24 protein-coding genes and 5 pseudogenes are annotated in these 26969 nt (G+C 53.2%); 10 read left to right on the forward strand and 19 right to left on the reverse strand.

Annotated elements, in window-relative coordinates; translation table 11 throughout:
• The 7 genes and pseudogenes from B4967_RS19435 to B4967_RS10490 all read right to left on the reverse strand — a co-directional run bounded on the left by B4967_RS19435 (position 1) and on the right by B4967_RS10490 (position 4226).
• Positions 1-746: pseudogene (locus tag B4967_RS19435) on the reverse strand (tripartite tricarboxylate transporter permease).
• On the reverse strand, positions 743-1477 hold the full coding sequence (locus B4967_RS19445; protein WP_243470509.1) for a tripartite tricarboxylate transporter permease: 735 nt from the start codon (positions 1475-1477) through the stop codon (positions 743-745). The pseudogene B4967_RS19435 and the gene B4967_RS19445 overlap by 4 nt, the downstream one beginning before the upstream one ends.
• A gap of 16 nt (positions 1478-1493) precedes the next feature.
• Positions 1494-1964: a tripartite tricarboxylate transporter TctB family protein gene (locus B4967_RS10475; protein WP_083025111.1), complete on the reverse strand. Its 471-nt coding sequence runs from the start codon at positions 1962-1964 to the stop codon at positions 1494-1496.
• Between the two features lie 68 nt (positions 1965-2032).
• Complete coding sequence (locus tag B4967_RS20360) at positions 2033-2476, reverse strand: tripartite tricarboxylate transporter substrate-binding protein (RefSeq protein ID WP_279384695.1); 444 nt, start codon at positions 2474-2476, stop codon at positions 2033-2035.
• Position 2477: 1 nt separating this feature from the next.
• Positions 2478-3014 (reverse strand): Bug family tripartite tricarboxylate transporter substrate binding protein, encoded by a 537-nt coding sequence (locus tag B4967_RS20365; RefSeq protein ID WP_279384696.1) that lies wholly within the window; start codon positions 3012-3014, stop codon positions 2478-2480.
• Between the two features lie 127 nt (positions 3015-3141).
• A complete protein-coding gene (locus B4967_RS10485; RefSeq protein ID WP_083025114.1) occupies positions 3142-3672 on the reverse strand; it encodes a chromate transporter in 531 nt (176 codons plus the stop codon).
• Positions 3669-4226: a chromate transporter gene (locus tag B4967_RS10490; RefSeq protein ID WP_083025116.1), complete on the reverse strand. Its 558-nt coding sequence runs from the start codon at positions 4224-4226 to the stop codon at positions 3669-3671. Before B4967_RS10490 ends, B4967_RS10485 begins: the two co-directional genes overlap by 4 nt.
• Before the next feature lie 189 nt (positions 4227-4415).
• On the opposite strand from B4967_RS10490, the gene B4967_RS10495 reads away from it, so the two are divergent.
• The gene (locus B4967_RS10495; protein ID WP_083025118.1) at positions 4416-5084 is read left to right on the forward strand and encodes a GntR family transcriptional regulator; all 669 of its coding nucleotides are present in this window, start codon (positions 4416-4418) and stop codon (positions 5082-5084) included.
• 91 nt (positions 5085-5175) lie between these two features.
• Positions 5176-5740: pseudogene (locus tag B4967_RS10500) on the forward strand (DUF1415 domain-containing protein).
• Here the strand turns inward: B4967_RS10500 and B4967_RS10505 are convergent.
• From B4967_RS10505 to B4967_RS10515, 3 genes are all read right to left on the reverse strand, one after another.
• On the reverse strand, positions 5718-7304 hold the full coding sequence (locus B4967_RS10505; RefSeq protein ID WP_243470510.1) for a sensor domain-containing diguanylate cyclase: 1587 nt from the start codon (positions 7302-7304) through the stop codon (positions 5718-5720). The pseudogene B4967_RS10500 and the gene B4967_RS10505 sit on opposite strands and share 23 nt — an antisense overlap.
• A 212-nt stretch (positions 7305-7516) precedes the next feature.
• A complete protein-coding gene (locus B4967_RS10510; RefSeq protein ID WP_083025122.1) occupies positions 7517-9193 on the reverse strand; it encodes a methyl-accepting chemotaxis protein in 1677 nt (558 codons plus the stop codon).
• A 170-nt stretch (positions 9194-9363) separates the two neighbouring features.
• Positions 9364-9867: a GNAT family N-acetyltransferase gene (locus B4967_RS10515; RefSeq protein ID WP_083025124.1), complete on the reverse strand. Its 504-nt coding sequence runs from the start codon at positions 9865-9867 to the stop codon at positions 9364-9366.
• Positions 9868-9982: 115 nt separating this feature from the next.
• Here B4967_RS10515 and B4967_RS20885 point away from each other — a divergent pair, with 115 nt between their 5' ends.
• Together B4967_RS20885 and B4967_RS20890 are read left to right on the forward strand one after the other, a co-directional pair.
• Entirely contained in the window at positions 9983-10300 is a 318-nt protein-coding gene (locus B4967_RS20885; RefSeq protein WP_340638742.1) for a LysE family translocator, read from the forward strand.
• Positions 10266-10616 (forward strand): LysE family translocator, encoded by a 351-nt coding sequence (locus B4967_RS20890; protein ID WP_340638739.1) that lies wholly within the window; start codon positions 10266-10268, stop codon positions 10614-10616. Before B4967_RS20885 ends, B4967_RS20890 begins: the two co-directional genes overlap by 35 nt.
• A 10-nt stretch (positions 10617-10626) precedes the next feature.
• On the opposite strand, the pseudogene B4967_RS10525 reads toward B4967_RS20890, so the two are convergent.
• From B4967_RS10525 to B4967_RS19450, 7 genes and pseudogenes are all read right to left on the reverse strand, one after another.
• Positions 10627-11621, reverse strand: a pseudogene (locus B4967_RS10525) (LLM class flavin-dependent oxidoreductase).
• 110 nt (positions 11622-11731) lie between these two features.
• Positions 11732-12418 carry an SDR family oxidoreductase gene (locus B4967_RS10530; RefSeq protein WP_062361441.1) on the reverse strand — a complete coding sequence of 229 codons (687 nt, stop codon included), beginning with the start codon at positions 12416-12418 and terminating at the stop codon, positions 11732-11734.
• A gap of 89 nt (positions 12419-12507) precedes the next feature.
• The gene (locus B4967_RS10535) at positions 12508-13551 is read right to left on the reverse strand and encodes a nitrate regulatory protein (protein WP_243470511.1); all 1044 of its coding nucleotides are present in this window, start codon (positions 13549-13551) and stop codon (positions 12508-12510) included.
• A gap of 300 nt (positions 13552-13851) precedes the next feature.
• The gene (locus B4967_RS10540) at positions 13852-15204 is read right to left on the reverse strand and encodes an MFS transporter (RefSeq protein ID WP_083025126.1); all 1353 of its coding nucleotides are present in this window, start codon (positions 15202-15204) and stop codon (positions 13852-13854) included.
• 316 nt (positions 15205-15520) lie between these two features.
• Positions 15521-16540 (reverse strand): patatin-like phospholipase family protein, encoded by a 1020-nt coding sequence (locus B4967_RS10545; protein WP_083025128.1) that lies wholly within the window; start codon positions 16538-16540, stop codon positions 15521-15523.
• Positions 16541-16627: 87 nt separating this feature from the next.
• Complete coding sequence (locus B4967_RS10550; RefSeq protein ID WP_243470512.1) at positions 16628-17494, reverse strand: CZB domain-containing protein; 867 nt, start codon at positions 17492-17494, stop codon at positions 16628-16630.
• 54 nt (positions 17495-17548) lie between these two features.
• The gene (locus B4967_RS19450; RefSeq protein ID WP_243470513.1) at positions 17549-17725 is read right to left on the reverse strand and encodes a hypothetical protein; all 177 of its coding nucleotides are present in this window, start codon (positions 17723-17725) and stop codon (positions 17549-17551) included.
• Positions 17726-18176: 451 nt separating this feature from the next.
• On the opposite strand from B4967_RS19450, the gene B4967_RS19455 reads away from it, so the two are divergent.
• From B4967_RS19455 to B4967_RS19465, 3 genes are read left to right on the forward strand one after another with little or no spacing between them, the layout of a single operon-like run.
• Positions 18177-18509, forward strand: coding sequence for a hypothetical protein (locus B4967_RS19455; RefSeq protein WP_243470514.1), 333 nt, complete (start codon positions 18177-18179; stop codon positions 18507-18509).
• Positions 18478-18933, forward strand: coding sequence for a cache domain-containing protein (locus tag B4967_RS19460; protein WP_243470515.1), 456 nt, complete (start codon positions 18478-18480; stop codon positions 18931-18933). The genes B4967_RS19455 and B4967_RS19460 overlap by 32 nt, the downstream gene beginning before the upstream one ends.
• Positions 18872-19924, forward strand: a complete 1053-nt coding sequence (locus B4967_RS19465) for a methyl-accepting chemotaxis protein (RefSeq protein ID WP_243470516.1) — start codon at positions 18872-18874, stop codon at positions 19922-19924. Before B4967_RS19460 ends, B4967_RS19465 begins: the two co-directional genes overlap by 62 nt.
• Positions 19925-19987: 63 nt before the next feature.
• Here the strand turns inward: B4967_RS19465 and B4967_RS10560 are convergent, their stop codons facing one another.
• Positions 19988-20707: a murein L,D-transpeptidase catalytic domain family protein gene (locus B4967_RS10560; protein WP_083025129.1), complete on the reverse strand. Its 720-nt coding sequence runs from the start codon at positions 20705-20707 to the stop codon at positions 19988-19990.
• Between the two features lie 172 nt (positions 20708-20879).
• On the opposite strand from B4967_RS10560, the gene B4967_RS10565 reads away from it, so the two are divergent.
• On the forward strand, positions 20880-22517 hold the full coding sequence (locus tag B4967_RS10565) for a L,D-transpeptidase family protein (protein ID WP_083025131.1): 1638 nt from the start codon (positions 20880-20882) through the stop codon (positions 22515-22517).
• A gap of 80 nt (positions 22518-22597) precedes the next feature.
• Here the strand turns inward: B4967_RS10565 and B4967_RS10570 are convergent, their stop codons facing one another.
• Entirely contained in the window at positions 22598-24304 is a 1707-nt protein-coding gene (locus B4967_RS10570) for a peptidoglycan DD-metalloendopeptidase family protein (RefSeq protein WP_083025132.1), read from the reverse strand.
• A gap of 593 nt (positions 24305-24897) precedes the next feature.
• Here B4967_RS10570 and B4967_RS10575 point away from each other — a divergent pair.
• Both B4967_RS10575 and B4967_RS10580 read left to right on the forward strand, forming a co-directional pair.
• Positions 24898-25818 (forward strand): annotated as a pseudogene (locus B4967_RS10575) (LysR family transcriptional regulator).
• An 81-nt stretch (positions 25819-25899) separates the two neighbouring features.
• A pseudogene (locus B4967_RS10580) lies at positions 25900-26893 on the forward strand (glutathione S-transferase family protein).
• Positions 26894-26969 lie beyond the last annotated feature (76 nt).

Here is a 26969-nt window from a genome sequence, read left to right on the forward strand (position 1 = left end):
TTAAGTTTGCGGTCTTGATAGAGGGAGAAAGCGGACGGATGCGACCGCCAGTGCTAAAAAGAGAGCAGAGAGAGGCCGTGTTAAAAAAGTCAGCCAGTTAGGGTCCAACTCCAGCGCTCTAAACAATTGCCGTTCCAAGTTGTTGCCCAGGACTACACCGAGGATGAGCGGTGTGAGAGGAACGCCAGCTTTCCAGAGCAAATAGCCAACTACTCCGAAAATAAACAGCACCCAGATATCAAAGAGATTGTTATTGAGTGCATAAGCACCGATAGCGCAGAGGATCAGTACCACCGGTACTAAGATCTGCTGCGGGATTAACGAGATTTTGGCGAACCAGCGCACGAGCAGTAGATTACACAACACCATGATCACAGCACCGATCAAGAGGCTTGCGTAGATCGCGCCCACCAGCACCGGGTTTTGTTCAAACATCATCGGACCTGGGGTGATGCCGTGGAGGATCAGCACGCCCATCATAATAGCCATGGGAAGATCGCCAGGTATGCCCAGCGCTAGAGTGGGCACGAATGCACCTCCAGCAACGGCGCTATTGGAGGCCTCAGAGGCAACAATCCCGCTAGGGGTGCCTGTGCCAAATGTTTCTGGATGACGTGAAAACTTTTTCGCCTGGTGTAGCTCACAAAGTTAGCCACGGTGCCGCCAGTTCCCGGTAGCGCACCGATCAGGCTACCAATAAAAGAAAAGCGAAAGGTGTTGAGTTTTTGACCTGCCATATCTTTCATAATTTGGCGGTAAGGAATCGACACGTTGGTGTCCACGCCTTGCCGTTACCATCGCCGTCGCGCAGTTTTTCGATATTGCCGAGCAGTTGAGAGAACGCAAACACCCCAATCATCACGGGCAGCATCTCAAACCCCGAGCTGAGTGCGGGCAGATCAAAATCAAAGCGCAGATTACTGTTGCGGTCATACCCCACAGTGGTGATCAGTAAGCCCAGCGCGGCGGCTAATAGCCCTTTTAGGAGTGCTCCATTTGATAGGCCTGCCACCAGTGTTAGAGTAAAGATAATCAGCGCGGTAATTTCCCAGGGGCGGAAATTCAGACTAAAGCTGGCTATTAACGGCCCAAAAAAGACCAGCACGTCCACGCTGATAATGGTGCCAAGAAAGGAGGACATGACACCGATCCCTAAGGCTCGGCCGGGCTCACCCTTTTGAGCCATGGGGTAGCCGTCATAGACAGTGGTAATGGAGGAGGGTGTTCCAGGTATTCCCAGCATAACACCCGATACAATACCGCCCGAGTACCCACCTACGAAGACACCCACCATCAGCGATACGCCGCTGACCGGGTCCATGGCAAAGGTGAACGGGAATACCACTAGGATAGCCATGGTCACGGTAAAGCCTGGAATACTCCCGCCTATAATACCGAATAGCACGCCGAGTATGATCAAGCCCATTACCGAGAAGCTTCCGACTTCGCTGAGCGCTTGAAGAAAGAAATTAGTCATTTGTTGGTCCTCAACATTAGGGCAGCCATACGTTTAAGCCGTAACGGAAAATGACAAATACCAGCGGCACAAGTGTGAGGCTGATCCCTAGGTTGATTGCCCATTTACGCTTTGTATCTATGCCCAATAACAAGGCAAAAGACGCCACTAAAAAACTGATAGTGGCAACGATATAGCCCAGTAAGGGGAGAAGTGCTGCATACAGCCCAAACAGTACAAACAGCGCTACGACGATTTTACGTCGAGTAAACCAATCGCTGATCTCTGTACGCCATGACGCCACAGGAGTGACGCGGGTAAACAGAGAGCGGACTAGCAGCAGTACTGATAAGAGACCGATCGTCACTAGCAAGATGCGTGGAAACAGTGCTGACCCATAGGGCTGCCAGCTAGTCGGTGGGCGAATAGACCCCGACTCCACCCACATGACAGCCACCATCAATAGCAGCGCCAGCGCCAGCGCGCGGTCTTTGGTAAGCGTTAGCATTAGCGATGCCTCCATGAGCTCCCAGGTCGAAACCTGGGAGCATTAGCGAGTAATGACATGTAAAGCGCTTAGTTTTGAAACTCGATGTTTTCGGCAGCGGCAGAGAGCGCCGCTTCGTTTTCATCTAGGAACGCTTGATAGTCATCACCGGCTAGGAAGCGCACAACCGACCCGAACTCATTTTCGATACGGCTTTGTACCTGCTCATCCTCAAGTGCTTGCCCATAGGCATCAGCCACGGCGTCTAATACCTCTTGGGGGGTGTCTTTAGGCGCAAAGATGCCGCGGCTGGTGGAGTGGTCCATCTCAATACCCTGCTCTCGCCGGGTGGCGACGTCGGGCATGCTGTCTAGGCGCTCGGGATGCGCAATGCCAAGGGGTTTAAGGTGCCATCTTCGTAAAAAACGCCACCAGATTGGCAGGTTGAACATGGCAAAATCAACTTCTTCTGCCATCAGCGCCGATACTTGTTGGCCAGTATCGGGGTAACCCACTAAACGCACATCTGCCATATCAATACCGGCTTCCTGGAAAAACTGCGCCCAAAAGAAGTGGTCGGTGGAGCTTTGGGATCATGCTGAAACGTACTTGGCCTGGGTTTTCTCGCACGTAGTCAGCAATATCGGCCGCGCTTTCTACTGGGTGGCCGGCATAAGTCGTGGGGATATTGATGGTTTGTGTGAGCAGGGCGATGGGTTCAAAAGCGTCGTAAGAGTAATCGACCGTACCTGCGAGTTTTGAAAGTGCAATCGTGTCATGGCTACCTAGCAGCGTATAGCCATCAGGCGTCGCATCTTTGACGTTGCGTGACCCCAGTGTCGCGCCTGCCCCAGCCATATTGACCGGAACAATCGAGGCGCCTAAGTGCTGTTCGGCCTCTTGTGATACCAGACGGAAAATAATATCCGTGGCACCCCCGGGCCCATAAGGAATAATTAAACGAACATCCTGCTCAGGATAGTCCGCATGGGCAGTGGAAATGAACGCCAGGCTGGAGGTGAGTCCAATGGCGGCGAGTGTCGTACTTAGAGCAAGATTTGAACGCGTCATTCTCTATACACCTTTTTTGATTGAGTTGGTGTGGTGATCCGCTGAGATTAAGCAGCGGCGTGGTGAGCGCGTGGTCCCATATTGGGTTCTTATTGTCTGCAGTGAATGGTCTTGAGTGCACAACAGGTCAACCTAAGAAGAGCCCTCCATAAACCAAGGCGCCGATAACAACAAAGGCGGGGTGGGTGTTAAAGCGCACAAGCGCAATCGCGGCCACGATACCGATAATCAGCGTGTGGAGGAGGCCGCTTGCCGCCATACTTTCTGTGAAAAAACCGAGGGTAAGCCACGCCATCATCATGGCAATCACTGGTCGTACCCATTGGCTCATGCGTTTAACGCGCGGGGAGTCGCGGTGGCGATATAAAAGCCCCAAAGCGCCAAGCATCAGCAGGAGTGAGGGAATGACCGTTGCGGCAACAGCCACAAATGCCCCGCCAATACCGGCAACTTCATAGCCAACATAGCCCGCCATTTTGGTGGCAATCGGGCTGGGGAGCGCATTGCCGAGCGCCAGCGTTTCAGCAAAGCCCTGTGACGCCATCCAGCCAGAGCGACCCACTACTTCTGCTTCAATGAGCGGAATAATGGCGGGGCCACCGCCATAACCCATAATGTTAGGAATAAAAAACGCTAAAAAAAGATCCCAATAAATCATGCGGCACCCCCCGCGCGTTTTTTACGGGATGGGCGTAGGAGGCCCGCCAGCAGAATGGCCCCAATCACCCAGCCGGGATGTACGCCTAGCCAATAAATCCCCGCGCCTGCGATGACCGCCATAGCGATGCTGATTAGCCAGCCAAGGGCGGCTTTGGATTTATCGAAGAAGTCCCAGGTGAGCTGAGCCATCATGACCATGACTACCGGAATGACCGCTTGTCCCATACCGCGAATCCAGCCAACGTCGCGGTAGCGGCTAAAAATGCCTAACATCACAATCATGGCCACGATCATCGGTAGGATAACGGCAATGACGGCCGCCGCGCAGCCGCTGATGCCCGCTACCCGGTAGCCAATATAGCCGGGCATTTTGGTGGCGATGGGGCCGGGTAGGGTATTGCCGATGGCGAGCACGTCGGCAAACTCTTCATCCGTTAGCCACTGGTGGCGTGTCACGACTTCCGCACGGACCAGCGGTACCATGGCAGGGCCGCCGCCAAAGCCGAAAATGCCGACGCGAAAAAATGCCCAAAAGAGTGCGGTTTGCTTCATGCGCTCATCGCCTGCAGCGAAGGCAGCACGGTCAACAGCATAAGATTTCCCTATTTATCGTTTGTAGGTTAAAAAATCGATTATTTTGTCTAAAATCGAATATAGGTGAGCCAGATAAGAGGCGTCAACACCTAGCGATGGAATCTCCGTAAACTGAAGCTTTGCCATGTGACGCAACAGGACTCCGGAATGAACAAGCACATGCAGCTCCCCGCTGTTAGCGCATCCAGCCCCATTTATGACGTGCTGCGCCGAGATTTGGTAGGCGGTCGCTTCAAGGCGGGCGAAAAACTCGCGATTAATGCGCTCAAGGAGCAGTATCAAGTTGGCTTGAGCCCACTACGTGAGGCACTCAATAAGCTAGCGGCGTATGGCCTGCTGGTGCAGGAGAATCAGCGGGGGTTTCGAGTCCCTAAGCTTTCGCGGGAAGAGTTAGATGACATCGCCCGCCTTCGCACCGAACTTGAAGGTATGGCGCTTGAGCGAGCGATAGCCCATGGCGATGCGGTGTGGGAGGCAGACCTTTTGGCGGCAGCGCATCGTTTAAAGCGTGCCGATATTACGCTGGATAAAGGCGAAGAGTGGGAACGCCTGCATACGCATTTTCACCGTACCCTGGTGGCACCCTGTGGTTCAGTATGGCTCTTGCGCTTTATTGAACAATTGAACTACCAGTTCGACCGCTACCGCCGTTTAGGGCCGAAAATGCCGACTATCCGACAGGAACTGGATGAACAGCACCATGAGCTGGTAGAACTAGCGCTTCAGCGCGACGCGACAGCCGCAAGAGCGCTAATGGACGACCATATTCACAAATCTTATGAAGTGGCCTTGGCGCGTTATCAACAGCATGCCTAGCGTATTTCCGAGGGCTTATCTGTACACTGGCGTCCAATACGTGGCAGATGCCACGCCATTTAAAGAGCCGTAAGGTGCAGGTGGAACGGGTATGACGCAAGCAGCAGATCAGCAGGTAGTGGACCAAACGCTGGCATGGGTGAGCCATTTTATTGTTGGACACAACATTTGCCCCTTTGCTAAACGTGAGCTGGAGAGCAATACGATTCGTGTTGAAGTCGTGCGCTCGAAAAAAGTGGATGTGGCCCTTGAGGAGTTAGTGGCGGAGCTGGAGTGGCTCAACGAGCACCCTGAAGCAGAAACTACCCTGCTGGTGTTTCCGACACTTTTTAAAAGCTTCGACCACTACTTGGATTATGTAGAGCTTGCCGAGCAACTGCTCGTTGAGTTGGGCTACGAAGGTATTTACCAGCTAGCGACGTTTCACCCTGACTACTGTTTTGCCGATGCAGAGCCAGACGACGCAGCGAATTACTCAAACCGCGCGCCCTGCCATGGTGCATTTGCTGCGCGAAGCCAACGTTGAGAAGGCCATCGCTTTTTATGGCGATACCGCGGCTATCCCCGAGCGCAATATCGCCTATCTCACCGAGTTAGGTAGTGAAGCCGCTGAAGCACAGCTACAGCAGTGGCTTAACCCGACTCTCCATAAATAACCAAGCGGTGTTTGCCTTTGCCCTTAGCTGCGTATAGAGCAGTATCCGCCAGTTGAAAAACTTGCTGAATGTCATTGCTATGTTGGGGCCAAATAGAGGCTCCTAGGCTACAGCCTACATGGGCGTTTTGAGCATCCGGTAGATTCACTGGGGTAGCGATGCGAGTGAGTAAGCGCTGGCTAACTTCATGAGTTAATGCAGCGCTGGTGGATGAAGGGCTCTTTAACACCATCACAAACTCATCGCCCTCTAGTCGCGCCACCGCATCTCCACTGCGTAGCGTTGCTTTTATCCGCTGCGAAATTTCGATAAGCAGTAAATCCCCTGCATGATGCCCTAACTCATCATTTACACGTTTGAAACCATCAAGATCAAAGAGCAGCACAATAATACTTTGCTGCTGACGTTCTGTTTCTGGCAGGGTGTGTTGAAGATATTGATTTAAGAAAGCCCGGTTGGGCAGGCCTGTTAATGGGTCGGTATTGGCCAAGTCCTCTAGGCGGCTAATGGTTTGGCGCTGGTCAATTAGACGCTCCACCATATCGCGCATAGAGGTAGAGAGCCGTTTAAGTTCGGGAGAACCGTTTTCCTGGGTAAACTCAAGGCGGCTTTTGACGGTTTGGATGTTATCGGCGGCTCTGGCAAAGCGGGACAGGGGGTCGACTAAGCGAGAGGCAACAATCCATCCGATAATGGAAAATAGCAACGCCACCAGCAGACCAGTACCTAAAATGATCTCGGAAAGCCTATCAACAGGGGCAAAGGCGGTGGCCACGGGCTGCCTGCTCACGGCCACCCAGCCCAGTCCTGGAAAGTCTCCAAACCCTTGGCTACGAGCGACGCCTGTGACGTAGCGCTGCCCATCCGGCCAAGTTTCGACAGACCATTCAGGGGTGGTGCTGTTCGAAGAAGAGTGAATAAACGCCAGAGGTTGCCCTATCATCTCGTCAGGACCCAAAATCACAGTGCCTTCCGATGAGAGCAAGAGTAGGTCCGTTTGTTGGTCGCGCAGTTGTGGTGAAAACATAGAGTCTTTCACTTGAGTCGCCCACTCCCAGCTTAGATGAACCCCCAGAACGCCAGTAAACTCACCGCGCTGGTTGTGGAGAGGCGCGGCAATATCTACAAATTGGATAGGTTCCCCCGTGGGGGTAGGCAGTAGCTGCGCCAGCATCACGGCATTGTGCACATCCCCCACCCACAGTGCATGCTGGCCCTCCATAAACACAGGCCGCTGGGCAATCGAACTGCCTTCCAGAATGCCGCAAGTTGAAGCGATAACGGTACCAACGGCATCTGTCACGCCGATCCATGAGAGTACGTCATAGTTACGCTGCAGGTGTTCTAATTGCTCACGTATCCAAAATCGACCGGAAGAGTCAGAAAACTCTTTAATGCCTAGAAGTAGCCGCACTTCTTTAATCCGCGCATCCATACTGCGGTTGAGTTTATCCACCATTTGGTAGGCGGTATCAGCACTGTCGTGACCAATATTGGCTTCAAGCTGAATGGCAGCCTCTCGGGAGGCTACCCAGCTAAGCAGTAAGGTAAGAGCGACTACCAACGAGGTCGTAAGGCCAATAATTCTTGCGCGTAGGGAGATGCGCCGTAGGAGCGAGCAGTGGTTAGGCATTGAGGGGGCCAAGCGAGTTGTCGTTATGATTGGTTACCTTATCTTAATTTTTGTTATCGAACTAATAGGGAGGGTCAACGTTGCAGATTTGACTGTGCGGGCCAAAAACGGCTGATGGCCCGCGCTAGTCTGTTAGGTTTTATTTAAAACTCTTCCCACTCTGGTTCAGCGGTTGGGCGCTGGCGCTGTGTGGCGCTCACGTTTTGCGATGGGGCACGTAAACGTTGGGCAGGCGCAGTGGCCGAGGGTTGAGCAAGCGTTGCTTGACGGCTGGATGCGTTTAGCCGGAACGCCGCGACCAGTTCTGCCAAGCGTGAAGCTTCATCTTGTAGGGAAGCCGACGCCGTACTGGTCTCCTCCACTAAGGAGACATTCTCCTGAGTGGCAGAATCCATTTCAGCAATCGCGGTGCTGATTTGGCTAATGCCTGACTCTTGCTCCTTCGCTGCAAGTGCTAGTTCCTGCATCATATCGTTCACGCGAATAATGGCTTGGTTAATGTCGTCCATGCTTTCGCCATTTTTCAGCGCTTGATCGGCCCCTTGAGCAATGCGGCTCGCGATGTCCTCAATCATGGTGCGGATTTCTTTAGAGGAGTTCGAGGTTTTAGTGGCCAGTGAGCGTACTTCACTCGCGACCACCGCAAAACCACGGCCATGCTCCCCCGCCCGTGCTGCTTCCACCGACGCGTTCAAGGCAAGAATATTGGTTTGGAAAGCGATGGAATCAATCACTTGAATGATTTCATTCACCTTCTGCGAGCTGGTTTCTAGTTCACGCATCAGCACGCTAGTTTGTTCAGACTCTTGCTTACCGTGAGCGGCTTTTTTGGAAGCATCTTGAGTCAAGCGCTCTGCCTGGGAGGCGGTATCCGCATTTTGGCGAACGATGGATGAGATTTCATCCATGCTGGCAGCGGTTTGTTGAAGCGCAGCTGCCTGCTGCTCAGTACGTGATGCAAGATCCTGGCTGCCGCCGGCAATTTGCCGTGAGCTAGCGGCCACGGTAATGCTGCTTTGGGAGAGCGTACCTACCATTGCTTGTAGTTTGTTCTGCATATCGTGCATTGCACTGTAAAGGCGCCCAATTTCGTTGTTTCCACGAGACACTATTTTGCTAGTCAAGTCTCCCTTGGCAATGTTCTCACATAGCTGAACGGCGCGCTGTAGTGGGAGAACAATAATGCGGTTGATGCCAATACGTACGCCAATAAACAGTGCCAGAGCGAGGAAAATCAGTACACCACTAATAAACATTGTAATGGTATGCAAACGTTCTGCTGCGGTAATTTCCTCCGTCGCTAGGGTTTGCGCACGTTGGTTGAAATTACGCACCGCGTCAGTGAAGGGGCCAAAGTTGTCATTAATTCGATCACGATGACTCATTAATATGGCTAAATTTTCTGTTGCTAAGTCGCTGCGCAGATCATTGGTCACCAACAGTTCAAAGTTCGTCTGAAGCGTTTGAATGATGGGAGCTCGTAAAGCTGTGCTAGGTACCTCGACGGCTGTGAACTGTGCAAAGCGAGATTCAGCTCGCTCTAGGGCCGTCCGGGCGAGATCTAATGATTTTTGAGCGGCGACAGTATTACCATCTTCGCTATATTCGTTAAAGCGTCCTAGCCGTACTCTTAGTTCCATTAAATTAACTTCAGCTCTGTTAATGGCGGAGACTTGCTGTGCCGCAATTTCATCAACTCTACGTAAACTTTCCATAACATCGAGTTTTGTCATAATACCTGTCGCTGCAATGTCCATTAGTGCAGCTAGCATCAGGCCTTGTACCACTGCCAATGTATGTTTGACAGATAGGTTTCTCATGTTGATTGCTCTCATAGGCAAGGAAAGTAAGGAGTTTGACAGGCAAGGAGGAGAGCCTTGCCTGTATATTATCGACATAAAGGGAGATAAGTTGAGAGATACGAAGCCATTTTTTGCAGCGTTGAATGTTCAGCAGGCCAGAGGCCTGTCGATGAAAAGAATAACGCTGTTTAGTGTTCGGTTAACGATTTATGCATGACGTGCGTATCAACGTAACCATGTGAGGCGTGCTGATAGGCATGGGGAACGGTGCCGACGATGCTAAACCCAAGGCGTTGCCATAAGGCCACGGCGACTTGGTTGCTGGCCACTACGGCGTTGAACTGCATGGCTATAAAACCATGTTGGCGCGCAGCTTGCTGTGAGTGTTCGCACATGGCTCGCGCAACCCCTTTACCTCGCGCGTGCGGCGTTACCATATAGCCGCAGTTACACACGTGGCTACCAGGGCCAGCGGCATTCGCTTTTAAGTAGTAACTACCTAGCAACTGCCCCTGTTCGTCTTTCACTGCAATACTGAGCAGTGGTGTTTTGCACCACAGTGAAAAAGCGTCGTCATAAGTGATGTTAGGATCTATCGCGTAGGTTTCTTCGGCAGCTACAATGGCCTGGAACGTGGGCCAAAATAGGGCGAACTCATCCGCAGTCATTGGTGAAAATTGAAGGGTTTGCATGGGTCTTTTCTCGTTCATTAAGGCATAAGCTACGTTAGCATATTCTGATGCGGCTCAGCGCAGTTGCATCGTTCCCCACCGAGTGGGCCATAAATTACAACGAGAGGGCTTGGCAATGACCATCGAGAGCGCACTGACCTACTTTTTAGCTATCTTTGTGTTTGCCGTGACGCCTGGCCCAGGAATTTTTGCGTTACTAGCTAAGGGGATGTCGGCGGGTACGCGTCCGTGTATCCCGCTGGCGCTGGGTATGACGGTGAGCGATGTGATCTATTTATTGCTGGCGTTCGATGGCCTAGCAGCGCTGGCCGAAAACTGGGGGGAAGCTTTTACGCTGCTTCGCTATGCGGGGGCCGCATACCTGGTTTTACCTGGGCTGGAAGATGTGGACCGCGGACGTGACGCCTCACGCACTAGATACTATTCCGCTTAGTAGCGGCGCTTGGCGGCGGGATATCTTTAAGAGCTTTCTACAAGGCTTTCTGATTTCGGCCTCTAATCCGAAGGTCATTCTGTTCTATATTGCGTTTTTACCCACCTTTATCGATCTCACCGTGCTAAACCGGAGCGATATGTTTCTGGTGGTGGGCTTAACGCTGGTTGGGTTGATGATGGGCTTAATGCTGGTAGCATCGTTTGCTTCCTCTGCGCGGCGCTTTTTTCAATCGGCGCGCGCTCAGAAAGGCACCAACCGTACCGCAGGCTCGCTGATGGTAGCGGCAGGTGCTTTTCTCGTTGCGAAAGGGTGAGTAGAGCGGCTTAACGTGCGGCTTGGGCAACAATCTCATAGCTACGCAGCCGATCAGCGTGGCTATAAAAGTCGCTATTAATCATAAGTTCGTTAGCGCCGGTACGTGCTTGAAACTCTTCTAATTGCGCTTTTACTGTTTCCGGGCCGCCAATAATAGCCGCCCCCAAAAACTGCTCTACTTGAGCGCGTTCCATGGGGGACCAGTCTAACGTGTCGACGGGGGGCAGTGACTGGGTCGGTTTACCACGAATCAAGTTTAAGAATTTTTGCTGAGCAGTGGTGGCCAAGTAGTGCGCCATCTCGTCACTTTCCGCCGCCATGACAGGCAGGCCCACCATCGCATAAGGTGCCTCTAAATGCTCAGATGGCCGGAAATTATCCCGGTATAGGCGCAATGCTTCAAAGAGATAGCCCGGCGCAAACTGCGCAGCAAAGGCGAAGGGTAGGCCGAGCTTTGCCGCGAGCTGTGCGCTGTAACCGCTGGAGCCCAGTAGCCAGATGGGGACATGGGTGCCTTGGCCTGGAACGGCTTTAACGGTTTGGCGAGGGTCCGCATCGTCTAAATAACGGCGCAGCTCTTCAAGTAGCTCTGGAAAATCATCAACTCCTGCATGGGCGTGGCGGCGCATAGCCCGCATGGTGGCACCATCTGAGCCAGGCGCGCGGCCCAGGCCAAGGTCAATTCGCCCTGGGTAGAGGGTTTCCAGCGTGCCAAACTGCTCGGCAATCACTAACGGTGGGTGGTTAGGCAGCATAATACCCCCGCTACCCACGCGAATGGTAGATGTTTGCCCCGCCACATGGCCAATCAGTACGGCGGTGGCCGCACTGGCAATCCCTGCAATGTTGTGGTGTTCGGCTAACCAGTAGCGCTGATAGGCCCAAAGACTCCGTATGCTGGGCTAGAGAGAACGCTATCACGAAACGTTTCAGCAGCGCTGCCGCCTTGGCGGATGGGCGCTAGGTCAAGAACAGAGAGTACGGTTGAGGCAAGTTGGCTCATAAGTCACCTAATAAACATGCATGGTCGGCGGGCCAAGTTGTTAGCACGCTTCATAATACTATGTTTATGCGGGCAGCAACGAGCAAAAACAAGGCGTCAAGCGAGCAGAGTTACTCTCGGGGCGGTGTGGGTCGCACTAGGATTTCATTAACGTCAACATGGGGTGGTTGCGACAGAGCATAGATCACCGCATTGGCGATATCGCGGTCTGCTAGCGCGTACTCGGGTGGTTCATCAAAGAAGGGAGTATCGACCATGCCAGGCTCAATCAGCGTCACCCGCATGCCGGTGCCGCGTAACTCCTCGCGCAGATTATAACCAATACCCGTTACTGCCCACTTAGTGGCGCTATACATGGAGCCTGGGATGGTGGTGCGGCCTGCGGCAGAGCCGGTTAAAAGAATATGACCCTGGCGGCGTTTTAGCTCTGGCAAGCAGGCTTGCAGCGTAAGGCCAACGCCGTAGACATTGGTGAGAATCATCTCCCGCCAAGCAACATGATCGGCGCTGCTAAACCCACCCGGTGAGCCACCGCGACCTGCATTGGCGAATACTGCATCAATGTGGCCAAAGGTTTCAATCGCCTGTTCCACCATAGCTTGCTGCTGGCTTAAGTCGGTGACATCAACTTCGCAGGTGAGTACGTTCTCTGGACCAAGCTCTTGAGCAAGCGATGTCAGCTTATCGGCTGAACGAGCGGCAAGTACCAACTGGTAGCCTTCACGAGCCGCTGCACGAGCGGTGGCCGCACCAATGCCGCTGGAAGCGCCGGTAATTAACAGTACGCGGTCATGCATCGCTTGCTCTCCTTGCTCATTAAACTGGGTGAGCTTTCAGCATGGCTAAAACCTAATCAGGTTGCAAATCGGGCTCAGCGCTGCTGTTTTTACTCTTTACGTTGCAGCATGGCAGAGAGGTCAAGAATCGACTGTGCCATATCCGCCATGCTTTTGCTTTGGTCCATTGAGGTTTTTCGCAGAAAGCGGTAGGCCTCCTCTTCACTCATGGACTGGTGCGCCATGATTAATCCTTTTGCCCGCTCGATTAGCTTGCGTTCACGGAGAGCCTTGCGGGTATTCTCCAGCTCGTCGCTTAGCCCCTGTAAGCGGCTGGATTGAGCATGAGTGAGCTCCAGTAGTGAGCGGCTAAGCGGAGAGTTGAGGGCGTTGGCGGTTAGGTCTCCAAGCGGCTGAGTAGAGTGAAGGGCTAGTAACTGTTCACAGGGCGCAGGCAGCGGTCTGTCAGGCTTCGCCTTCGTCTGTTCTAGCTCTGCTTGGGCCTGGACAATTTTATGATGGCAAAGGGCCGTTAATTGGGTATTCAGGGTGTCTTCAACCGTTTTAATCGTATCAATACGCAGGGTGGTGAGCTCGTACCAGGTTTCACCTAACGTATTGCCCGTATTGCCTGATGCCGTTTGGTGGTGAGAACGCTGGCAAGCAATATCTCGCAACTGACAAATGCCCGCCAGTGTTCTAGGAGAGAGGGATTGTTGCCAAGTCCCCAGAGCCTCTGGGGTGGCAAATTCTACAAAGGTGTCAAAGCAGCGCTGTTGAGCGTCAACCAACTGGTTCAGCAGCGTACGGTGGGCATTGTCGAAATGACCGAGAGTAAAACCAAAGGCGCCGCAGGCGCGCTCTTGCCCCGCCAGCTCTTTACCCTGCATAAGATGAAAAATAGCGACCAGGGCACGGGTAATGTCTGGGTCGACCGCTGTGTCGGCCGCTTCAAAAACAATCGCTAAGAGACTGCTAATGAGATGGTTAAACGCTTGAGTTGCTGCATCTGGCGATATGTTGAAGGTCTCAATTGCATGCCGTAATACATCTAGTTCATCCAGTGACAGCCAGACGGCAGCAATGCGGCGTAATAAGCGCGCTGTCGCCTGTGGCCGTGACTCCTGGCTAAGCGCTTCGAGACGCTGACGCATCGAGGCTTCCGCCGCTTGACTATGCTGCAGGTAAGTGGCTCGTCGAGTTTTAAAACGCTGCCTTTTGAGGCTAAGTAAATCGTCGAGGCTCCTCGCTCGCGTTGAAGCACATGAATAAACTGGCTGATATCGCTGACGATATCTGCTGTGGTTGCTAAGTGGTGAAGGTTATCAATGTCGCAGCGCAGGGCGGTTAAGAGTAGCTGTTGGGCAGAAGACATGTTGATTTCCTTATTACTCGCCGCCTAAAGGTAAAAAGCCCCCACAGCGATGCGCATGCAGGGGCGGTGTTAATTAATATTAACGCAATGACAGCGCGCCTGCTCCTGTGTCTTTGCCTAGCGCATCACGATAGGCGCTGGCTTCTTCTGCTTCGGTGGCATCACTAAAGCGAACGACCAGTACGCAGGAGGCAAGTACCAATACGGTTAAGCCGAGGTAAAAGAGGCCTTGCTGGTAGCTGAGGCTTTCGCTACGGAATAGAAACGCTGCCGATACAGCGCCCCCGTTACCGCCTGCACCGACAATACCGGCCACTGCGCCCAAGGCTTTTTTATTGATAAAGGGCACCACACCAAAGGTGGCGCCTTCCGCCATCTGCACGAACAGGCTAAATACCAGCATGATGCCAATCGCCAAGCTGAGTACATGCATTTGCGAGAAGGCGACGAGAGCGATGCCTTCGCATACTAGTGCGATAAAGAGCCAGCGGACGCGTCCTTTTAGCCCACCCTGTTTAGCGAATAGGTCGGAAAAAACGCCGCCAAGGGTACGAGCAAAAATGTTCATTAAGCCGAACAGGCCTGCGATTAAGCCGGCGGTTGCCAGGGTAAGATCGAATTTATCGGAGAAGTAGATTGCCGCGATATTGTTGATGGTCAGCTCGACCCCAAAACAGAGTCCGTACACCACAAACAGCGCCCAAACGCGGATATCCTTTGCCGCCGCTAAAAAGCTCTGGGCTGCGCCATGCTCTCCGGTGGCTGGCGGTAGTTCACCGCGGGCGCGCAGCTCGCTGAAGTTGCCGGCTGGGGCATCTTGAGTGAACAGCCAGTAAGCGATACCGGTAAAAAATAGCACTACGCCAGGCACGACCATGGCCAGACGCGAGCCGAGCGCTTCATTAACGCCTAGCATCAGCATGCCCGCAAAAATCAACGGCATAACAATTTGTGTGGTGCCGCCGCCTAGGTTGCCCCAACCTGCGCTCGTGGCATTAGCTGTGCCAACCACATTGGGCGCAAACATCATGGTGGTGTGGTACTGGGTAATCACAAACGAAGCGCCGATAGCGCCAATCGCTAGGCGGGCCAGCAAAAACGTTTCAAAACTGTTAGCCAGACCAATGCCCATAACCGGAATGGAGCCGAGCATCAGTAGGCCTGTGTAGGTTTTACGTGGTCCAATACGATCACACAGCACGCCAATCAACAGGCGCACCCCCACGGTGATCGCCACCGAGGCAATAATGGTATTGCCGATTTGGGTTTGGGTGAGCGATAGATCCTCGCGAACCACCGCCATCAGCGGCGCAATGCCGAACCAGCCGAAAAAGCAGATATGAAATGCGAACCAGGAGAGGTGAAACGCGCGCATTTGCGGTGTTGAGAAGTTCAACAGTCGAATGCGGTTGGCTTTATTGCGAATGTCCATGGATGGCCTCACAGAGCATAGAACGAGTTTGCCGAGACACAACGCATCAGGCGTTGCGTGGTTACGAGAACATGCCTTCGCCGTTGAAGGTCAGGTTCGACGCACTCGTACCCTTGCGGGCCTGGTCCACGCCTACTACTACTGCATAGCAATAAGCAAATACTCCGCCATCTGTCTTTTTAAATATTTAAATCAGTTGCTTAATGTTTTTTCAAAGCAGTGCTAAGGGAAATAAAATCACTAGATTCATCAAGTGAGCGCACTCCTCATGAGCAGAGTGCGCCAAGTTGGGGCAGTGCTGGATGGCTGAAGGGAGTTATTCGTGCAGATATACTGCATCAATATCCAGGGTTGAGCGTTGGCCGATGGCATCAAAGTTAGCCGTGATCCAGTTGTCGGCGGCTTCTCTCCCTTGGTCAAACAGGTGGCATAAAAATGGCCATTCAGAGTTGAGTTTGCTTGAAACCGATAAGCTATCGAGTGCCTGATCGCCACTAATGCGGTGAAAAAGCGACTGCTGGTAGCAGTTTTCAATACCCTGCTCTTCAAGGGTACGTTTCAACAGCGCGATCATGCGCACTTCTTTAATCAGCGCGGCATTAAAGGTGATTTCGTTAAGGCGGTTCATAATGGCCGAAGCGGAGGTGGGTAGTTCATCACGGCGAATCGGGTTGATCTGTACCAACAGAATATCCCTTGCGCTGCACTCTTCCATTAAGGGGAAGAGGGCTGGGTTGCCCATGTAGCCGCCGTCCCAATATGCTTCGCCGTCGATTTCCACAGACTGGAACATAAAGGGCAGACAAGCCGATGCCATGACCGCATCAACGCTCATCTCTTCTCGACGAAACACACGCGGTTTGCCGGTGCGCACGTTAGTAGCTGCCACAAAGAGCTTTAGCTGGTCGCACTGGCGTACCCGCTCAAAGTCGATGTGGGCCGCCACAATATCGCGCAATGGATTCAAATTGAGCGGGTTGAGTTGGTAGGGCGACACCAGGCGAGTCATCAAGTCCATGGCGATATAGCCGGGGGAGTGCTCCAAACTCCAATTGCCGGTTAATACATCCATCGGCGAGCGGCGGATAGGACTTGCCATGCCCGCGCGGCTTACCGCCTTCCAAAAATCCCTGAGAGATTGCCGGGCGGCCTGTTTACCACCACGGGTAAGGGCATCTGCCATGACTACGCCATTCATAGCGCCTGCGCTGGTGCCACTAATGCGCTCAATCTCAATACGGTCATCTTCCAGAAGTCGATCAATAACTCCCCAGGTATAAGCACCATGGGCTCCACCGCCTTGTAGCGCGAGATCTAGCTTCTTTGCAGCTGCCATCGTCATCCTTACCGTCTGCGTTATGAGTGCCATGCTCAGCATGGCATAAATAACGCATTACGGAAGGAGTGTTATATGGGGAGCAATTTAAGGCGCATCAGCAAGCGGTGAAGGATGACTTGCTGACATCGGTATCTCATAAACAGCCTGCTCCATAAGCTGATCAAGTTGCTTAGCAAGTGCTACGCTTGCTTCCTCCATCAGTGCTAGGGAGGCCAGTTGACCCGTATGATCCCCTTGTCGTGCATAGCGCAAAGCGTCCAAGCCGCTTTCATGGAAGCGGCGGTGAGGAGCCGCCAGCGAGCGATACGCCTCGGTATGTTTATAGCGCTGCCCCTCGCCCGTAAAGTACCAGCGGCCTAGCGTACAGTGCTGATGATCCACCATGTGATCCTCGAAATAGGCGGAAAGTATCTGTTGGTAGATCTGACTTTTCCAAACGGCGTGCTCTAGCTTGGCAGCGTGCAAACAGGCCGTCGTGGTGCTGTGGTGAATCACTTTATACATATGACGTGCTTGATCCATGAGTTGCTCTATCACCTGCTCTGCCGCTTGGGCTGCATTGGCCAGCGCCGTAGATGTTTCCCGCTGATGGGCCTGCACGCGAGCATCTTCTTTTAGCAATATGGCAACCTGCTCAATCCAGTGATCCAATTGGTGGCCTAGATGCTGCGTATGGTCGGCAAGGTGCTGGATATCGCTGACGATAGCAGGTAAGCCAGAGGGCTCCTGGTGTATATGAGCCTCCTCTAGCGCCGTGGTCATGGCAAGTGCACGGGTATGCCCGGCGTTACGGGATAGCTCTACACCGATTTTGCGTAGCTCGTGCAGCGCCTGTTCGCTAGCGAGTGGGGCTGCAGAGTGAACATCTGCCTGTTGGAAGCGTTGACACTGGTGTTTGATCGTCTGAGCCGTTTGTTCAGCATGATGAAGCCGCGCAAATAAGTCCGACAAAGTGGCTCGTTCACTCGCTAACTGCTCGGCATGGTGTTCGGCCCCCGTGCTTAATTAAGTCAGCATATCTGCTCCTTTGGACTGGAGCATGCTGATCGATTCAACCGGTGTCATCAGGCTAATAGCACGGCAACCATGAACGCTTTTTTCAGTCGCAAGCTGAGTACGCAGCTCGGTAACTTCATGCTCTAAACGGCGGATCGTTTGAAAGGGGTGCATAAAGGCAAACATGACCAATACCTGCAGTAGTGGATCGTTGTGTGATCTTTTGTCACAGAGTATGGCAGAGGGTTTCCATGTCTACCTGGAAAGAGTATCGATTCACGATCAAAATCAACCTCTTGCATATAAAAAGAGGGAGTATTTTCATGCTTCACGACTGCTTTTCTTAATTGTTAATGAGTGTGGGTAGTATCTTATACCTAAGTATTATTTAATTGTTATGGTTGCTGACGAGCGCCTAGCACTCAGGCCGCCACATATAAGCAGTAAACCTATTTCAGCGATGATTAGTGATAATTGACTGCTATTGCATGACCTATTTCTTCCTTAATATTCTTGGCTAATCCCGTAAATTATGGTGCACTAAACTAATAAGAAAATATTACCTTTGCGCTAAGGTGGTGCGCTAGGCAGCTGTTTTTTTAACCAATAATCATAATGAGCTGTGAAAGAGGTCTAGATGAAGGTCGCGAATACATCCCGGTTAAAGCTGACGCTACAAAGCAAAATGGTACTGTTGACGCTACTGCCCATGCTGGTGCTTGCGTTAGTACTATCGTTACTGGAGGTGCGTAGTTCCATGACGCGGATTGAAGAAACGTTAGCGGAACAGCGCGAGGTGCTGGTCGATGAGCGAGAGACGACAGTACGCTATTTAGTAGAGTCAGCACGTAATGCTATTTCGCATTTGGTTGACAATCCAAATCTAAGCGAAGCCGACGCGCAGGCAGAGGCCCAGCAAATTTTGCAAAATTTCCGTTTTGGGAAACGAGAACTGCGTTTTTGCTTTTAGCTATGATGGCACGGCAAAAGCACTGGCTGCAGCGCCCCAACGCATTGACACTAATATGTCGGGTATCACCGACAGGGAAGGTAACGCCTTTGTGGATGATCTTATTGAACGTGCGCGCAGCGGAAACGATAGCTTCTACGATTACCTATGGATTAACCCAGCGACAGGAGAGATTGAACCCAAACACTCGCTTTCCATTGCAATACCAGAATGGGATTGGATGATTGGGACGGGCATCTACCTAAGCGACATTGATGAAGGTCTGGAGGCCGTTGAAGTACAGGCGTGGCAAGAGTTTAAGCAGGAACCAATGGCAGAAAGGTTTGGTGACTCTACTACTGCTTATTACTGTGGGCGTTGTCATGGCACTGTTGGTTCGTCGCGCACTGAGCCCGATACGCCATGCTGCTGCTGCCATGAGTGAGGTAGCCTCCGGTGACGCGGATCTACCGACGCGCCTGACCGTCGAGACAGACGATGAGGTGGGTAACTTGGCTCGACAGTTTAATGCCTTTATTGAACGTATCCAGCTGACGTTGCAAGATTTTAATCGAACCACGCAAAGTGTGTTGCTAGCCTCGCGTGAGATTGCTCAAGGCACTAACGAGCTAGCCAGCCGTACCGAGCAGGCAGCCGCTAATTTACAGCAAACCTCCTCGTCGGTAGAGGAAATTACTTACACCGTATATAACACCACCGAGGGTGCCGACCAGGCATCTCAACTGTCCAATAGTGCTGTTGACGTGGCGCGTCAGGGCAATTCCGCTATGCAGCGGGTGGAAAGCACCATGGCTGAAATCGACCAATCAGCTACTCAGATCGGCGAAATCATTACCATGATGGATGCCATTGCCTTTCAAACCATTATATTGGCGCTGAATGCGTCAGTAGAGGCGGCTCGTGCGGGCGAGCATGGTCGTGGTTTTGCCGTCGTTGCTGAAGAGGTACGGAAGCTAGCGGGTCGCTCCAGCGAGGCGGCAGGTGAAATCCGTCAATTGATCGATAATTCCGTTAAGCGTACCCGCGAGGGCAGTGAACTTGTGCACGATGCTGGAGCTACCATGCAGGAGATCGTTGACAGCGTGACACGGGTTACCGATGTCATTGCCGAAATCAGTGCGGGTGCCCGTGAGCAGAGTTCAGGCATTAGCGAGATCAATAAGGCCGTCGCGGAAATGGATAGCATGACTCAGCAGAATGCGACTATCGTGCAGCAAAGTGCAACCGCTGCCCAGCAGCTGCGGGAGGGAGCAGAGCGCTTATCGACACTGCTAGCCGCGTTTGTATTGGGTGATTCGGCAGCTTCAACAGCGTTACCTAGCCAAACTTCAAGCGCCCGACCGGCTAGCAACATGCCCTCTCGGTCGCCTAGTCGTCAGCTCGAACACGAGCATGATGAGTGGGACTCCTTCTAAGCCTTGGGCGAAGCAACAAACACCTAGCTTGTCTGGGTGTTTGTTGCAGTTGGTTCCTACCCTTTAGCGGCGAGCTAACGACAGTGCGGTAGGGCAGTTAATCACCTGAGAAGTAGCTAACCACTCCTCATCAGGGTAGTAAGCAAAGACATACTGGTTCTCTTTCAAACTATCAATCAGCGGATATGTGATGTCTTCACGCACGGCGGGGCAGCCGTGGCTACGGACAAGGCGGCCGGTTTGCGCAATAAAGTCATCGCTAACATAGTCGGCGCCGTGCATAACAATTGCTCGCTCAAAAGCTAGATCGTTCACTTCTGGCTCCAGGCCGTCCAGGCGCAGCGAATAGCCATTACGGCCGTAGTAGCTATTCATAGTGCGGAACAGGCCAATGCTGGACTGATGGCTGTCAGGTGTATTCGAGAAAGCACTAGCCACCGCATCGCCAGAGCCCTGGCCATGTGACACCAGCTCTTCAAACAACAGGGTATGCTGGTGAAGGTCAAATACCCACATGCGTGGCTCTGAAGAGGGGAGCGAGTAATCAATTACGGCTAGGCGCTCTGCTGATGGGTCTGCACAGCTTAGTGCCTGGGCAGCAAGGCGCAGTGCCTCGGGCGTGGCCCCTGGTGCTAACTGGAGTAACTGGTGGTGAAGAGGAGAAACACCTGCGGCCGGTGCTGTTGCCACCTGGGAGAAAAAACTCGCCGCTTGAAGCGGGTAAGAAAGTAACACGAAAGGTAAAGAAAACAGTACAGTGGTGATGCGTGAGCGAAAAAGCATGGGTGCAATCCTGACTAAAGTGGCGAAAAAAGGGTACACACGTAGAGTCATCACGAGTAAACGTAAACGGCTATGATAAAAAACGCGTATCGGTACGTGAACAGATGATATGACGTTAAGCAAAAAGAGAGAAGCCACACCACAACGCTGCATAGTAACGCAAGGTGAGGCGATGAACGACAATCAGCCACTAAGACGATGGGCGATAGGGGCCGCGCTCTGTCTGACGCTGACCTACCCACTGATGGCCACCGCAAGCGAACCCGCTAGCGAAGCGTTACAGCAAGCGCTGACACAACGCATTCAGCAAAGCGGAGAAGCGCTGCCGGTAGAGTCGTTTTACCAACTGAGGGATGGGCAGCCTGCTTGGCAGGCTATCAACCGTGTTGAAGCGCTGGTCAGCGCATTGAATAGCCTCGTGGATGACGGTTTAACGCCGAGTGATTATCAAGCCGCTTCGCTGTTGGATGATTTTCAGCTTAGCCAGCAGCTAGACGCCCAAGCGAAAGCAAGCTTCGATGTGCGCGCTACCCGTTCGCTGCTGTTAGCACTGGATCATTTATCGCTAGGTAAAGTGAACCCAAAAGACGTCGAGCCCAACTGGGACTTGCCACGCCCTGAGCGGAGTTATGCACTTCCTCGGGTAGTGCAGGCGGTTGAAGAGGGTGATGTGCATCAGGCGCTGGCTTTCGCTCGCCCCGCATCTCCTGAGTATGCTGAGCTGCGCGAAACGTTGACGCCTTACCGCCGTTTGGCAGAGCAGGGCAGCGTGCCTTACTTACCGGGGCGTGAGGGGTCGCTGCATCCCGGCGATATTGATGACGACATTCAAACGCTACGCCAGCGCCTGACACTCTGGGGGGAGCCGCATCTGTTAGCGGCGGATAGCAGCGCTTACCCTATGATTGGGGCGCAGTCTGCCGGCGGCGACCATCGCGCCTTTGATAGTGAGGTAGAGCGGGCGGTGATACGTTTTCAGCGGCGTCACCAGCTACAAGAGGATGGCGTGGTTGGCGAGCGCACCCGCTTGGCGCTCAATATGCCGGTAACTGCGCGTATTGATCAACTGCGCGTTAATCTGGAGCGTGCCCGCTGGATTCGGCCGATACAGCAGTCTGAGCCTCGGGTATGGGTCGATATCGCGGGCTATCGGTTGCACTATGTTCGCCCTAACGGCCAGCACTGGGATACCCGTGTGGTAGTGGGGACACCCAGCCGTGAAACGCCGATTATTCACTCCTCCATCAGCCATTTAACGGTTAATCCGAGCTGGACGATTCCGCCTACGATTATGCGTGAAGATGTGCTGCCACGGGTTCGCCAGGATGTGGACTATCTAACGCGACAGAATATTCAGGTCGTGAGCCTAGCCGGTGAAACGTTGGATGCCCAAACGATTGATTGGCAGCGCCCTGGTGGGGTGATGCTTCGTCAGGTAGCGGGCAGCAGTAACCCACTTGGGCGTGTAGTGGTGCGCTTTCCCAATAACGATATGATTTACTTGCACGATACCCCGGCTAGAGGGCTTTTTCAGCGGGATCAGCGGGCGCTGAGTTCCGGGTGTGTCCGTGTGGAAGGCGTAACGGAGTTCGCGCAACTGTTGCTGCAAGATAGCGGGAGCCGCTACCAGCTCAGCTCGTTGATCAATAGTGGCCGCAGTGACCGTAACGTTAGCTTGCCCACGCGTATTCCTGTGGGACTGCACTATTTGACTGCTTGGCCTAATAGCCAAGGAGAAGTGGTGTGCAGAGAGGATATCTACCGCCGCGATGCCGCGCTACTAGCCGCACTCTCTACCGGAACGGCATAGCAAGCGCTGCTTGAAAGCCAACGATAAAAAAGCCGCCCCTGCGTGTGGGCGGCTTATTGCGTTAGCGTTGTTAAAAGAGATTACTGAACGCTTTCGTCACTCTCATCAGCGCGCTGGTTGTTAGCGACGCTAATGTTGCCTGTCTCACCACTTTCAAGCGCGGCTAGCATAGGCTCTGCTTGGCGCTGGAAAGCAATTAGCGTATCGCCACTTAGGCTGGTGTTTTCCGGTAGCTCTACGGTCATCGCGTTGACTGGCGTGTTATTCACGATGACTTCGTAGTGCAGGTGAGGGCCGGTGCTGCGCCCAGTGTTACCAGACAATGCAATACGCTCACCCATCGTTATACGCTCGCCTTGGCTAACCAGGGGCTTGGAGAGGTGCAGATAGCGAGTGCGGTAGCCGTTATCGTGGCGTACAACAATGTAACGCCCTGCTGCATGGTGATTGCCGACACGCTCAACACGGCCATTGGCTGGCGCTGTGATGGGCGTGCCAATGGGCATCGCAAAGTCGGTGCCGTTGTGCGGGCTAACGCGACCGGTGACCGGGTGCAGGCGGCGCGGGTTAAAGTTGGAGCTCAGGCGATAGCTGCCTTCAAACGGACGGCGCGCAAATGCAGGGTCGAGGCTGCTGCCTTCTGGGGTATAAAAGTTATCATCGTTGGCGTTGCGAACTACGGTTAGGTCCATCCGATCACCATCGTACTTCACTGCCAGTACGCGGGAGTCGAGGGTTTCGCCATCGATCATGTCGGACTCAACCAAGACCTGAAACTGATCCCCCCGGCGGCTGTCGCGACGGAAATCCAGCTTCTTCTCCAGGATGCGCGTCAGCTCGGTGACGGAGCTGCTGCTCAAACCCGTGGCTTGGGCTGAGCGAGCAAAGCTGCCGCTCACGTTACCAGCATAAAGGCGCTGTACCGGCTCACCTTGGCGCTCAATCGCTGTAATAGCATAGTGGTCGCTGTCGCGCTCAAGCAGAACCCCTTCGCGGGTGTTCTTCATCATGCGCAGAGCTAGCAGCTGGCCCTCTTCATCCAACTGGTAATCGAAGCTGTGGCCCGCTCTCCAGTGAGTCAGCATGCGCGGGTCCGGTAGGTCATCTAGTAGTGCTAATACTTCGCTGTAACCCAGGCCCAGCTCATTTTGCGCCAGCACGGCAAAGGTTTCACCGGATTCAACGATGTGTGTTTCCCACTCAGGAACAAATGGCTCGTCTGCCGCGAGTTCTAGTTCAAGGAAAGAGACATCGTCGTAAAGTTCTACGCCATAATCTTCATAAGAAGTAGCATCATAAGAAGTGGCATCAGCGATTTCGACGGAGTCGTCGACATTGAGCATGCCGCTTGTAATCGTGCCTAACACGATGGCCATATGAAGGGCACCGTCATCCAGTGCCCCCTCGTGCAGCGCTACCTGAGATTGGGCATCGCGTGGCTCAGCTTCACTCGCCATAGAGGCTTCTGCGCTGGTAATCACGTCGAGATCAACGATCTCGGTGGCAGCTAATTCACTTAAGGGGATATGTTCCCGGGTAGCGTCGAGCGCGCGCGAGGCACGGTCAATCGCTTCTGCAACGGGCGCTCGCTCTTGGCGAAGCGAAGGCACGCCCGGGGCAGAATCACTGGGAAGCGGAACTAACACGCTTTCCAGCGGAGTCTGGGGTTGGTTTAAATCGTGGTACGTGGTGATAAGTTTCTGTGCGCCCAGCACGGTGACCATGGTGGCCACGGGTAACAGTAATAATTTATGCGTGCGGGGCAGCGAATGAAGGATTCGCAACATGGGTAAATGGGCCGCCGAGTTCGTGAAATAAAAGTAACATGATAGTAAGCAAACTCGGGAACCATACCCCATGGAGGCAGGAGTGAATAGACTGTACATCTATACACAAAACATACTTCCGCTAAAAAGCGGAATTATTCAACTTGGGTGAGGATTTATGAACGCCGTTTGCTAACAAAAGTAACTTTGAACGTGCATGCTGGTGTGCGACGGCCCTCATTATTTTGCTCTTAACCATAGACGTAAATTAGGCATTGCGAAAGCTGTTATACAGCTTGCGTCTAATTTAAAAGGCTTTTATCTCTTTTTGCGACTTTAATGAGCAGCCAAACAGGGTCTGAGTGAGAGGATCTACACCACGTTAGCAGCCTATACGATGATCATTACTCAAATAATTGAGGCAGCGTTAAAGATAACGAACAGTTTTTTTGTAATTTTTTGTATTTTTGGCGAGTGAGCTTTTGTCTTAGCGCGCTGCCGTTTACGCAGTGTTTGTCAGCGAACGAGTACTCGACGCTATTTCCTGGCATTCTAGTGGTATTTTTTCGAAGATGAAGTGGGTTGTTTCGCTGTATGGCGTCGAGGAAATCGAAATGTCTCGGGTAACACTAGCGCAGTGGCAGATGCTGGCCGCCGTGGTGGATCACGGTGGATTCGCACGGGCGGCAGAGGCTATCCACAAAAGTCCCTCCACGCTTAATCATGCGGTCCATAAATTAGAAGAGCAGTTGGGTATTCAGGTGCTTGAGCCGGTAGGTCGACAGGTGCGCCTAACAGAAGCAGGCGAGCTGCTGCTTCGCCGTGCGCGCCAATTGATCGAGAGTGCGGCGTCACTGGAAGATGTAGCGTCGCGGCTTGCGGCGGGTTTAGAGGCTGAAGGGGGGGTGGGCATCGACCAAATTTTTCCTGCGGCTGCTCAGGCAAAAGCGTTGGAGCGCTTCTCTGACACCTATCCGCAGGTCAGAGTGCAGCTTCACGAGAGCGTGCTCAATGGCGGTACGGAAATGCTCTACGACGGCCGGGCGGACTTGGTGATTTCTGGCATCGAAGCGCAGGGATTTCTGGGGGAGCCGCTAGTGAATGTGCGTTTTGTGGCCGTCGCGCCTCCACGCCATGCGCTGCATCAGTTGGGGCGCTCGCTGGATTTGCGCGACTTGGCGCAGCATCGACAGTTAGTGGTGCGCGACTCGGCGCTACGCCAGTCTACCAACGCTGGCTGGTTAAAAGCCGAGCAGCGCTGGACCGTGGGGCATGTGAGTACGTCATTAGATATGCTGCTGCGCGGGCTAGGGTTTGCCTGGATACCGTGAACGCGTATTGCCGATGAGCTGGCCAGCGGTCAGTTGAAGCCGCTGCCGCTAAGCGCCGGGGGTATACGCGAAGTCCCCGTTCAATTGATCTTCCGTGAGCGTGACCGAGCAGGCCCCGCGGCCCATGCCATGGCGGCAGCGTTAAAGCGGGCAGTAAAAGAAGTCTGCGAGCAACGTTCGATTCCCTCGAATGAACAGCCGTAAAACATGCGCTTGAGCCTGAATCAGTCGGGGGTATGCTGAACGTCAATCACAGTATAAAACGTTCAACGTAGGAGACGCCTGATGGGACTGCTTGTAAACGGTGAGTGGGTAGACCAGTGGTACGACACCAAAAAGCATGGCGGTGAGTTTGTACGTGAGTCTGCGCAACTGCGCGATTGGGTGGGCAGTAGTGAAGAGTCGCAAGGCGACAGTTATCCGGCCCAAGCGGATCGCTACCACCTTTATGTATCGCTCGCCTGCCCCTGGGCGCACCGTGCGCTAATCATGCGCAAACTGAAAGGTCTGGAACCGTTGATAGGTACTTCTCACGTTAGCCCACTGATGCTGGGCAACGGTTGGACATACCATCAAGACGAAGGCGCCAGCGGCGATCCGATCAATCACGCTGAGTTTCACCACCAGCTCTATACCATGACCAACCCGACCTACACTGGGCGGGTCACGGTGCCGGTATTGTGGGATAAACAGCGCAGCGCGATTATCAATAACGAATCCGCTGATTTGCTGCGTATCTTCAACCGAGCCTTCGATGAGCTGACAGGCAATAACCTGGATTTCTACCCAGAAGATCTGCGCAGCGTCATCGACGAAGTAAATGATGACGTATACGACCATATCAATAATGGCGTTTACAAATCCGGGTTCGCCACCGAGCAGCAGGTGTATGAGAAGCATGTGACCGCACTCTTTGATGCGTTAGAGCGTATTGAGAAGCGACTGGCAGAGCATCGCTACCTAGCGGGGGAGTGGCTCACCGAAGCGGATATTCGCCTCTTCACAACGCTAATTCGCTTTGACGCGGTCTACTTTGGCCACTTCAAGTGTAATTTCAAACGCATTGAAGATTACCCGAATCTTTCCAACTACGTGTGTGAGCTTTACCAGTGGCCGGGCGTGGCGGAGACCGTCAATATGGATCATATCAAGCGACACTACTATTACAGCCACGACACGATTAATCCCACGCGTATTTGTACCAGCAGGCCCGCTACTGGACTTTATGCGCCCGCACGACCGGGAGCGTTTGCCGGGGCAGGGGATACGACGCCGCTAAGCCGCTAAATGCTGTACGCTATGTACGAAAAAGGGCCACCCGCTTGGGTGGCCCTTTTCTATATTGCTGTGTATCA

The sequence above is a fragment of the Vreelandella lionensis genome (assembly GCF_002087295.1).
Lineage (GTDB): Bacteria > Pseudomonadota > Gammaproteobacteria > Pseudomonadales > Halomonadaceae > Vreelandella > Vreelandella lionensis.

What these genes read in the sequence shown, in the direction of transcription:
- B4967_RS20365 (WP_279384696.1), bottom strand. Translation starts at nt 3,014, where the DNA reads ATGACGCGTTCAAATCTTGCTCTAAGTACGACACTCGCCGCCATTGGA.
- B4967_RS10510 (WP_083025122.1), bottom strand. Translation starts at nt 9,193, where the DNA reads ATGAGAAACCTATCTGTCAAACATACATTGGCAGTGGTACAAGGCCTG.
- B4967_RS10490 (WP_083025116.1), bottom strand. Translation starts at nt 4,226, where the DNA reads ATGAAGCAAACCGCACTCTTTTGGGCATTTTTTCGCGTCGGCATTTTC.
- B4967_RS10495 (WP_083025118.1), top strand. Translation starts at nt 4,416, where the DNA reads ATGAACAAGCACATGCAGCTCCCCGCTGTTAGCGCATCCAGCCCCATT.
- B4967_RS10560 (WP_083025129.1), bottom strand. Translation starts at nt 20,707, where the DNA reads ATGCTTTTTCGCTCACGCATCACCACTGTACTGTTTTCTTTACCTTTC.
- B4967_RS19455 (WP_243470514.1), top strand. Translation starts at nt 18,177, where the DNA reads ATGAAGGTCGCGAATACATCCCGGTTAAAGCTGACGCTACAAAGCAAA.
- B4967_RS19450 (WP_243470513.1), bottom strand. Translation starts at nt 17,725, where the DNA reads ATGTTTGCCTTTATGCACCCCTTTCAAACGATCCGCCGTTTAGAGCAT.
- B4967_RS19465 (WP_243470516.1), top strand. Translation starts at nt 18,872, where the DNA reads ATGGCACTGTTGGTTCGTCGCGCACTGAGCCCGATACGCCATGCTGCT.
- B4967_RS10570 (WP_083025132.1), bottom strand. Translation starts at nt 24,304, where the DNA reads ATGTTGCGAATCCTTCATTCGCTGCCCCGCACGCATAAATTATTACTG.
- B4967_RS10475 (WP_083025111.1), bottom strand. Translation starts at nt 1,964, where the DNA reads ATGCTAACGCTTACCAAAGACCGCGCGCTGGCGCTGGCGCTGCTATTG.
- B4967_RS10485 (WP_083025114.1), bottom strand. Translation starts at nt 3,672, where the DNA reads ATGATTTATTGGGATCTTTTTTTAGCGTTTTTTATTCCTAACATTATG.
- B4967_RS19445 (WP_243470509.1), bottom strand. Translation starts at nt 1,477, where the DNA reads ATGACTAATTTCTTTCTTCAAGCGCTCAGCGAAGTCGGAAGCTTCTCG.
- B4967_RS10565 (WP_083025131.1), top strand. Translation starts at nt 20,880, where the DNA reads ATGAACGACAATCAGCCACTAAGACGATGGGCGATAGGGGCCGCGCTC.
- B4967_RS10515 (WP_083025124.1), bottom strand. Translation starts at nt 9,867, where the DNA reads ATGCAAACCCTTCAATTTTCACCAATGACTGCGGATGAGTTCGCCCTA.
- B4967_RS10535 (WP_243470511.1), bottom strand. Translation starts at nt 13,551, where the DNA reads ATGCGTCAGCGTCTCGAAGCGCTTAGCCAGGAGTCACGGCCACAGGCG.
- B4967_RS10545 (WP_083025128.1), bottom strand. Translation starts at nt 16,540, where the DNA reads ATGGCAGCTGCAAAGAAGCTAGATCTCGCGCTACAAGGCGGTGGAGCC.
- B4967_RS20885 (WP_340638742.1), top strand. Translation starts at nt 9,983, where the DNA reads ATGACCATCGAGAGCGCACTGACCTACTTTTTAGCTATCTTTGTGTTT.
- B4967_RS20360 (WP_279384695.1), bottom strand. Translation starts at nt 2,476, where the DNA reads ATGGCAGATGTGCGTTTAGTGGGTTACCCCGATACTGGCCAACAAGTA.
- B4967_RS10530 (WP_062361441.1), bottom strand. Translation starts at nt 12,418, where the DNA reads ATGCATGACCGCGTACTGTTAATTACCGGCGCTTCCAGCGGCATTGGT.
- B4967_RS10540 (WP_083025126.1), bottom strand. Translation starts at nt 15,204, where the DNA reads ATGGACATTCGCAATAAAGCCAACCGCATTCGACTGTTGAACTTCTCA.